Consider the following 8,200-nt stretch of genomic DNA (forward strand, 5'->3'; position numbering starts at 1 on the left):
CGAATGCCCGTAATATCGTGTTTTTTGGACGCTATTTTCAAGGTATGCTCGTAATCTTCGGAAATAAAATCGGAAATCACGAACACGATGGCTTTCTTTTTTTGGGTACTCGACAAAAATTTCAAGGCTTGTGCAAGATCTGTTTTGTGGCTTTTCGGTTCGAATTCTATCAATTCTCGAATGATTCTCAACACGTGTGAGCGCCCTTTTTTGGGAGGAATGTACAATTCGATTTGGTCCGAAAATAAAATCAAGCCAATCTTGTCGTTATTGTTTGTGGCCGAAAAAGCCATTGTTGCGGCAATTTCGGTAACAATGTCTTTCTTGAATTGGTTTTTGGAACCAAAACTTTCCGAACCCGAAATATCCACCATCAACATCATGGTCAATTCGCGTTCTTCCTCGAAAACCTTGACGTGCGCTTCGTTGTAACGAGCCGTCACGTTCCAGTCTATGGCACGAATGTCATCGCCGTATTGGTACGGACGCACTTCGCTGAAAGTCATCCCGCGCCCCTTGAACGATGTGTGGTATTCTCCCGAAAAGATATGATCGCTCAATCTTCGGGTCTTGATTTCTATTTTTCGTACTTTTTTTAAGAGGTCTTTCGTTTCCATTGCTTCAGATTGCAGATTTTAGATTTCAGATTTCAGATTGTAGCTTACTGCCAACTGAAATCTGCCAACTGTTAACTGATTTAAGGTACTTCAATCTCGTTTACGATTTTGTTGATGATGTCAACGGAAGTGATGTTTTCGGCTTCGGCTTCGTAAGTGATTCCAATTCTGTGACGCAATACATCGTGAACTACGGCGCGAACGTCTTCTGGAATTACGTACCCACGACGTTTAATGAAAGCATAACATTTTGCCGCATTGGCCAAATTGATGCTTCCACGAGGAGACGATCCAAAACTGATTAATGGTTTCAAGTCGGCCAATTTGTATTTTTCTGGATAACGGGTGGCGAAGATGATGTCCAGTATATATTTTTCTATTTTTTCGTCCATATAAACCTCACGAACGGCTTCTTGCGCACGCAAAATTTGTTCGATGGAAACCACTGGATTTACTTTTTCGTAACTTCCTTTCAGGTTTTGACGAACGACCATTCTCTCGTCTTCCATTTTTGGATAATCGATTACGGTTTTCAACATGAAACGATCGACTTGTGCTTCCGGCAACGGATACGTTCCTTCTTGTTCGATAGGGTTTTGCGTTGCTAAAACCAAAAATGGCTTGTCTAATTTGAAAGTCGTGTCGCCAATGGTCACTTGTTTTTCCTGCATCGCTTCCAACAATGCCGATTGCACTTTGGCAGGCGCACGGTTAATCTCGTCCGCAAGAACGAAATTGGCAAAAACAGGTCCTTTTTTTATGGAAAATTCATTGGCCTTGATGTTGTAAATCATCGTTCCCACAACATCGGCAGGCAATAAATCGGGAGTAAACTGGATTCGGCTGAACGACCCTTGAACGGCTTGCGACAACGTATTTATGGCCAATGTTTTTGCCAATCCCGGAACTCCTTCCAGCAATATGTGTCCTTGTCCCAAAAGCCCAATTAACAATCGCTCGATCATGTGTTTTTGACCCACGATTACTTTATTCATTTCCATGGTAAGCAAATCGATAAAAGCACTTTCTCTCTCTATCTTTTCATTGATCGCCCTAATGTCCAAAGTCGTTGTATTCTCTTCCATTTCCTTATTTTAATTACTGTAAATTGTGTTCCTTATTTTTGACGCTGCAAATTGAATTTTTTTTTAGAAGTAGGATGTTAAAAAATGGTTAAAACTTCTCACAACTCCCCAATTTTAAGGATGTTTTGTGATAGTATTTTCATAATTTTAAAGTTTTAAAAGAATAGGACTAAAAACAGAAGATTCTTGAATATAAATAACAATAAAACAATCATGACAAAAACACCTTTTTCCAAAATTATTGCCGGTACGATGACATGGGGTCATTGGGGTAAAAATCTGAACAAAAACCAGATGATTGAACTGATGAATTCCTGCATTGAAACCGGAATTACCACATTTGACCATGCCGATATTTATGGCGGTTATACTACAGAAGCTGCTTTTGGAAACGCTTTTGACGAAAGTCAAATTGACAGAAAAAAAATACAACTAATTTCAAAATGTGGCATCCAATTGCCTTCAGAAAACAGAAGTACCAAAATTCACCATTACAACTATTCGAAATCACACATCATTTGGTCAGCCGAACAATCGTTGAAAAATTTGAAAACAGATTATCTGGACCTGCTTTTGTTGCACAGACCAAGCCCGTTGATGCAAGTTGACGAGATTGCCGAAGCGATTGAAAAACTTAAAACCGAAGGGAAAATCCTGGATTTTGGAGTTTCTAATTTTACGCAAAGCCAAACCGATTTAATCCAGACAAAAACAGAAATAAACTACAACCAAATCGAGTTTTCGATAACGCATTGTGAAGCGATGCTCGACGGAAGTTTAGATTACATGCAAGCAAACAACATCCAGCCGATGTGCTGGTCTCCACTGGGAACAGTTTTCAAAAAAATTGATGAAAAATCCACTCGAGTTAAAAAACTGGCGGCCAAGCTTTCGCTAAAATACAATGTTGGAATCGATGTTTTGCTTCTCGCCTGGATTTTAAAACATCCATCGGGAATTTTACCTGTTTGTGGTACGGCAGAAAAAAACAGAATCGCTCATTTGATGAAAGCGACAGAAATAGAAATGGAAGTGGAAGACTGGTTTTCTTTTTGGACGGAAAGTGCCGGAAATCCAATCCCTTGATGGTAAACTTTACAAAATGAAATTGTATCCCAACAATTTCCAAATAAAAAACTAAAAAAATGAGCAAAACAGCCCTAGTTACTGGTGCAACAAGTGGAATTGGCAAAGCAACCGCAAGAATATTGGCACGAAATAATTACAAAATTATTCTCTGTGGAAGACGGGAAGACCGATTAAAGGAACTCGAAAAAGAACTTTCTGCATTCACGGAAATTCATACTTTATCCTTTGATGTTCGAGATAAAAAAGCGGTTTTTGAAAGCATAAATGCTCTACCTTCCGCCTTTTCAAAGATTGATGTCTTGATTAATAATGCTGGAAATGCGCATGGTTTAGATCCTATACAAACTGGCGATTTAGAGGATTGGGACGCGATGATTGACATTAACGTAAAAGGGCTTTTGTATGTTTCGAAAGCGATAATTCCAAAAATGATTGAACAAAAATCAGGACACATCATCAACATTGGTTCCATCGCCGGAAAAGAAGTGTATCCCAACGGAAATGTATATTGCGCTTCAAAACATGCCGTTGATGCCTTGAACAAAAGCATGCGAATGGACCTGAATCCATACGGAATAAGAGTTGGAGCAATTCATCCCGGAATGGTGGAAACCGAATTTAGCGAAGTGCGTTTCAAAGGAGATACCGATAGAGCCGCCAATACTTATAAAGACATGAAACCTTTGCAAGCCGAAGACATTGCCGACATTATTCATTTTGTGGTTTCCAGACCGTACCATGTCAACATTGCAGATTTAATTGTTTTTCCAACGGCCCAGGCTTCTGCCACAATTGTCAATCGAGATTTAAATCTTTAAAGATCGGGAATAATTGGCGGCGTCATAAAACCAATAGAAACCAAAAAAGCAGTCCAAAATTGGGCTGCTTTTTTGTTTAAAATCATTTCTTTTTACAAAGAAACACTGGTCATTGTTGTAGTTTCACCATTAACCACAATGACACCCGGAATCGTTTTTATCAACAATCCCGAAGTGGGATCTGGAGTCAATGTCACGATATAAGTTCCTGCAGGAATTCCATTCAATTGAAATACGCCTTCTACATTGGCGTAGGCCGAAACCGTTTCGGTTCCCACTACAACAGATGCCAATACTTGTTTTGCAACTGCAATATTCGCAATAGTTCCTTTGATTACTCCCGATGTTGCCGATGTTGAAACTTTGACAACCGGATGTAAATTATAATTTCCGGAAGTTCCCGCTTGGACAACAATAGAATGTGCCACGTCAAGATCCAGCAAGAAATCATAGGTGGCGCCTGCCATCAATGTTTGGTTAACGTTTAATTTCAAACCAGATTGTTGGGCACTTGGAGTATTCAAGGGGTAGGACGTACCGTCTTTTAGCACCACCGTGTTTTTGTCGCCTAGCAACAACCTGATTTGTCCCAAATATCCTGAAGGGACCACTTTATCAGCCAATAAAGCACTTACACCTCCGGTCAATGTCAGCATATTATAAATTTTGCCTTCGGCTGGAAGGTTGCCAATACTTACCCATCCTTGATCGTCTGTATTGGTATTGGACTTGATCATAATGTCTCTCACGTCCAAATTTACTTCTTTATAGTCGCCGGGCGCATCTGCCAATCTAACCCTCATTACTGAAGTTTGTGAAGGATCACTTCCGTCATTATTACATGCCGCAAAAAACAGGCTTGCGAATGTAATTACAAGAAAACTTAACACATAAATTTTAATATTTTTCATAGTTTTGGGGGAATTAAATTAATACTCTATTAATATTTTATCACGGGAGAACGTGCATAATCAATGAAATAGTATTTGTTTTAACAATTTTAACATGACCTGATTCAAGTTTAGCAAATGATTAACAAAAGACTTTTGGTTAAAAATCTCCTTGCGCATAATGACGAGAGCAGTTTTTACGACAAGAAACGCCAGTTGAATTTGCATACCCGAGAAGGAAAAGCCAAGTTTTTGAAACACATTTGTGCCTTGTCCAATTCCAATCCGGCCAATAATTCCTATATTGTTGTGGGTGTGGAAGACCATGACAACGAGATTGTGGGGGACGATTTTTTCGACGACAGCCGCATACAGAATTTGGTAAATGCGTATTTGGAAAATCCACCCAAAATTCAATACGAGAACGTGCCTTTCCCGAATTTGCCCAAAGACAAAGTCGTAGGATTGGTTACCATAAAAGCAAAAAGCAAAACTTCCCACTTCAAAAAAGGAATTCACACCATTCCCGCCAACAGCATTTTCATTCGTCGTGGCAGCAATACAGTTCCCGTTGAAGAAGAAGTCGAAAAAAATTACCAAAACACGGAAACCGTCATTGGGATCGAAAACAATTCCAGAAACAGCATTGGATACACACTCGATGGCGTGATTGATTTTATGAATTTTCGGCACAAGGACATGGCGCCTAAATACAAGGTTTTCAAGGAATTATTCGTCATTTGTTGGGCTGGAATTCCCAAAAAATCTCGGGATAAAACCTTCCTTTCTCGGGTTGACATCGAACTGATTAACGAACAAATCAAGCTGTTTTATTCCGCACAAGACGTGGTGACGATTACTTTTGACGAGGATTCTTTTACGATTATCGAATATGTGCCATTGGGATTGAACGACAAAACAAGTTTGTATCCATTAGAGAAACAGACCATTCATTTTTATGACAATGGGTATTACAAAATTGACCGAAAAATGCTGTTTCAACCGCCGGAATTCAACCGGAAAATGCTTTTTCATATTTACAATTCCAACACTGCTTTGTTGACTAAATTACAAAAAGGGCTTTCGCTGAACGAGCGGGAACAAAAAGATTTGGAAAATTTGCCTTCGACTTACATGATTTGTTACCTCAACGGTTTTGAAGATGCCAAGCAAAAACTGGTTGATGCCAAATTGCTCCTGAAACCTTTCACTTCTGTATATTTGTCTTTCAAGGAAGCGTTACGGATTTTGAGAAAGATGAAATATGATGTGCAGTAAGAATTAAACCGAAAATTTGCCAAATCGAAAATGAAATCAAAAATCCCATTATTGCTCCTAATTCTCACTTTAATTACTTGTAAAAATAAGTCAAGTGATAATATAATTGATGAAAAATTTTGCAATGAGCAATTAGAAATCATAATAGACGAAAGTAGAATTACAATTGACAATGAAAGTAATACAGGCAGAGTTGAAACGGAAAAAATAATTAACAAAAAACCAATTATAGAAAACAAATCTTTTAAACTGACAGAAATTGAAAAACGAAAGATATTTTCAAATGCATATAAATTAATAACTCTACAAGAATATACAATTCATACTAAAACTTGCAATGCAGGACAAAACTTCATTTTAAGATTAATATGCAATAACAAAGCATTGGAATTTAATCAGCATTCGGTAGCAAGTTGGTCAAAAATTTCCAACGAGACGAAAGAAATATATTCCACACTTAAAGATAAAATTAATTTAAAAGAATAATAAACAGTAAACAACATCTTTTAATTACCTTGTAACAAACAAATCATGATGAGAACACTAGTTATAGGAGATATTCACGGCGGTTTGCGGGCGCTGCACCAAATCATGGAGAGAGCCAAGGTTACGCCAAACGACACCTTAATTTTTCTGGGTGATTACGTTGACGGCTGGAGTCAATCGCCCCAAGTGATTGATTATTTGATTCAATTGAAAACTACCCACAATTGCATTTGCATTCTTGGCAATCATGACAAATTATTGTTGGAATGGCTCAATGAAAGCAAGGATAATCCTTTATGGTATAAACATGGTGGCGAATCAACTGTCTTGGCTTATGGAAGAACCAACACCGAAACCATCAAAAAACATATTAAATTCCTGAAATCCTTAGAGAATTATTATCTCGACGAACAGAATAGGTTGTTTGTTCACGCTGGATTTACCAACATGAATGGGGTGATTTATGAATATTTTCCTGAGCTGTTTTATTGGGACAGAACGCTGTGGGAAACCGCATTAGCATTGGATAAAAAGATGAAAAAGGATGATTTGTTTTATCCAAAACGATTGACATTGTACGAAGAAATCTATATTGGTCACACACCCGTTTCCAGAATTGGCAAAACCACCCCTGTGAATATGGTCAACGTTTGGAATGTTGACACAGGAGCCGCTTTTAAAGGCCCATTGACAATTATGGATGTTGACACGAAGGAATTCTGGCAAAGCGAACCTTTACCGAGTTTATACCCAAGTGAAAAAGGAAGAAATTAAAAAAAGCGGCAAGATGTAAATCGAGCCGCTTTTTTTGAGGTTATTATTCTTTACAAATCGAATTTTATGCCTTGTGCCAATGGCAATTGCGTTCCGTAATTTATGGTGTTCGTTTGTCTTCGCATATAAGCTTTCCAAGCATCGGAACCGGATTCGCGTCCTCCGCCAGTTTCTTTTTCTCCACCAAAAGCACCGCCAATTTCAGCTCCCGAGGTTCCAATGTTTACATTGGCAATACCACAATCAGAACCGGATTGGGAAAGGAATAATTCCATTTCTCGCATACTGTTCGTGAAGATGGAAGACGAAAGTCCTTGTGGAACTCCGTTTTGCAATGCAATCGCTTCTTCGATTGTAGAGTATTTCATTACGTATAAAATGGGTGCAAAAGTTTCCGTTTGAACGATGTCAAAATGATTTTCGGCTTCGATGATGCACGGTTTTACATAACATCCGCTTTCGTATCCTTTGCCTTCTACCACGCCACCTTCCACGATGATTTTTCCGCCTTCTTTTTTGGCACTTTCAATGGCATTCAAATATTCCTGAACGGCTCCTTTGTCGATAAGTGGTCCAACGTGATTGTTTTCGTCCAATGGATTTCCAATTTGCAATTGACCGTAGGCATTTTTCAAAACGCTGATGGTTTTATCATAGACACTTTCGTGAATGATCAAACGACGTGTTGAAGTGCAACGTTGTCCGGCAGTTCCAACAGCTCCAAAAACGGCTCCAACCAATACCATGCTGATATCAGCATGTTCCGAAACGATAATGGCATTGTTTCCTCCTAGTTCGAGAATCGTGTTTCCAAAACGTTCTGCAACGGTTTTTGACACGTGACGTCCTATTCTTGTTGATCCCGTGAAAGAAACCAAGGAAATTCTTTTGTCATTGTTGATCAAATCGCCTGATTCGTTTCCTGTTACCAAACAACTTACGCCTTCGGGAACATTATTTCTTTTGAGAACTGTTTTAATGATGTTTTGGCAGGCAACGCCACATAATGGCACTTTTGAACTTGGTTTCCAAATCGCTACATCGCCACAAACCCATGCAATCATTGCGTTCCAACTCCAAACGGCCACCGGAAAGTTAAATGCCGAAATAATTCCAACGGTTCCTATCGGGTGGTATTGCTCGTACATTCTGTGCATTGGACG

9 protein-coding genes are annotated in these 8,200 nt (G+C 38.9%); 5 read left to right on the plus strand and 4 right to left on the minus strand.

The features are described 5' to 3' along the window. On the minus strand, positions 1–617 hold a 617-nt coding region (locus C0430_RS07850; protein WP_290867719.1), incomplete at its 3' end, for a DUF58 domain-containing protein. 80 nt (positions 618–697) lie between these two features. Then, positions 698–1,702, minus strand: coding sequence for a MoxR family ATPase (locus C0430_RS07855; protein ID WP_290867723.1), 1,005 nt, complete (start codon positions 1,700–1,702; stop codon positions 698–700). Positions 1,703–1,915: 213 nt separating this feature from the next. Here C0430_RS07855 and C0430_RS07860 point away from each other — a divergent pair, with 213 nt between their 5' ends. Beyond that, positions 1,916–2,788, plus strand: a complete 873-nt coding sequence (locus C0430_RS07860; RefSeq protein ID WP_290867728.1) for an aldo/keto reductase family oxidoreductase — start codon at positions 1,916–1,918, stop codon at positions 2,786–2,788. A gap of 59 nt (positions 2,789–2,847) precedes the next feature. Beyond that, complete coding sequence (locus C0430_RS07865; RefSeq protein ID WP_290867731.1) at positions 2,848–3,609, plus strand: SDR family NAD(P)-dependent oxidoreductase; 762 nt, start codon at positions 2,848–2,850, stop codon at positions 3,607–3,609. Between the two features lie 92 nt (positions 3,610–3,701). On the opposite strand, the gene C0430_RS07870 is transcribed toward C0430_RS07865, so the two are convergent. After that, complete coding sequence (locus C0430_RS07870) at positions 3,702–4,520, minus strand: DUF4382 domain-containing protein (RefSeq protein WP_290867737.1); 819 nt, start codon at positions 4,518–4,520, stop codon at positions 3,702–3,704. A 117-nt stretch (positions 4,521–4,637) separates the two neighbouring features. Here C0430_RS07870 and C0430_RS07875 point away from each other — a divergent pair, with 117 nt between their 5' ends. The 3 genes from C0430_RS07875 to C0430_RS07885 are packed head-to-tail and all read left to right on the plus strand — an operon-like array spanning position 4,638 to position 7,037. Then, positions 4,638–5,777 (plus strand): ATP-binding protein, encoded by a 1,140-nt coding sequence (locus C0430_RS07875; protein ID WP_290867740.1) that lies wholly within the window; start codon positions 4,638–4,640, stop codon positions 5,775–5,777. A 30-nt stretch (positions 5,778–5,807) separates the two neighbouring features. Beyond that, positions 5,808–6,263: a hypothetical protein gene (locus C0430_RS07880; RefSeq protein WP_290867743.1), complete on the plus strand. Its 456-nt coding sequence runs from the start codon at positions 5,808–5,810 to the stop codon at positions 6,261–6,263. Positions 6,264–6,311: 48 nt separating this feature from the next. After that, positions 6,312–7,037, plus strand: coding sequence for a metallophosphoesterase family protein (locus C0430_RS07885; protein WP_290867749.1), 726 nt, complete (start codon positions 6,312–6,314; stop codon positions 7,035–7,037). Between the two features lie 50 nt (positions 7,038–7,087). On the opposite strand, the gene C0430_RS07890 is transcribed toward C0430_RS07885, so the two are convergent. Continuing rightward, the coding region (locus C0430_RS07890; protein WP_290867746.1) for an aldehyde dehydrogenase family protein at positions 7,088–8,200 on the minus strand (1,113 nt) is incomplete at its 5' end.

Origin of the sequence: Flavobacterium sp., from assembly GCF_013823965.1 — a bacterium.
In the GTDB taxonomy this organism is placed as follows: domain Bacteria; phylum Bacteroidota; class Bacteroidia; order Flavobacteriales; family Flavobacteriaceae; genus Flavobacterium.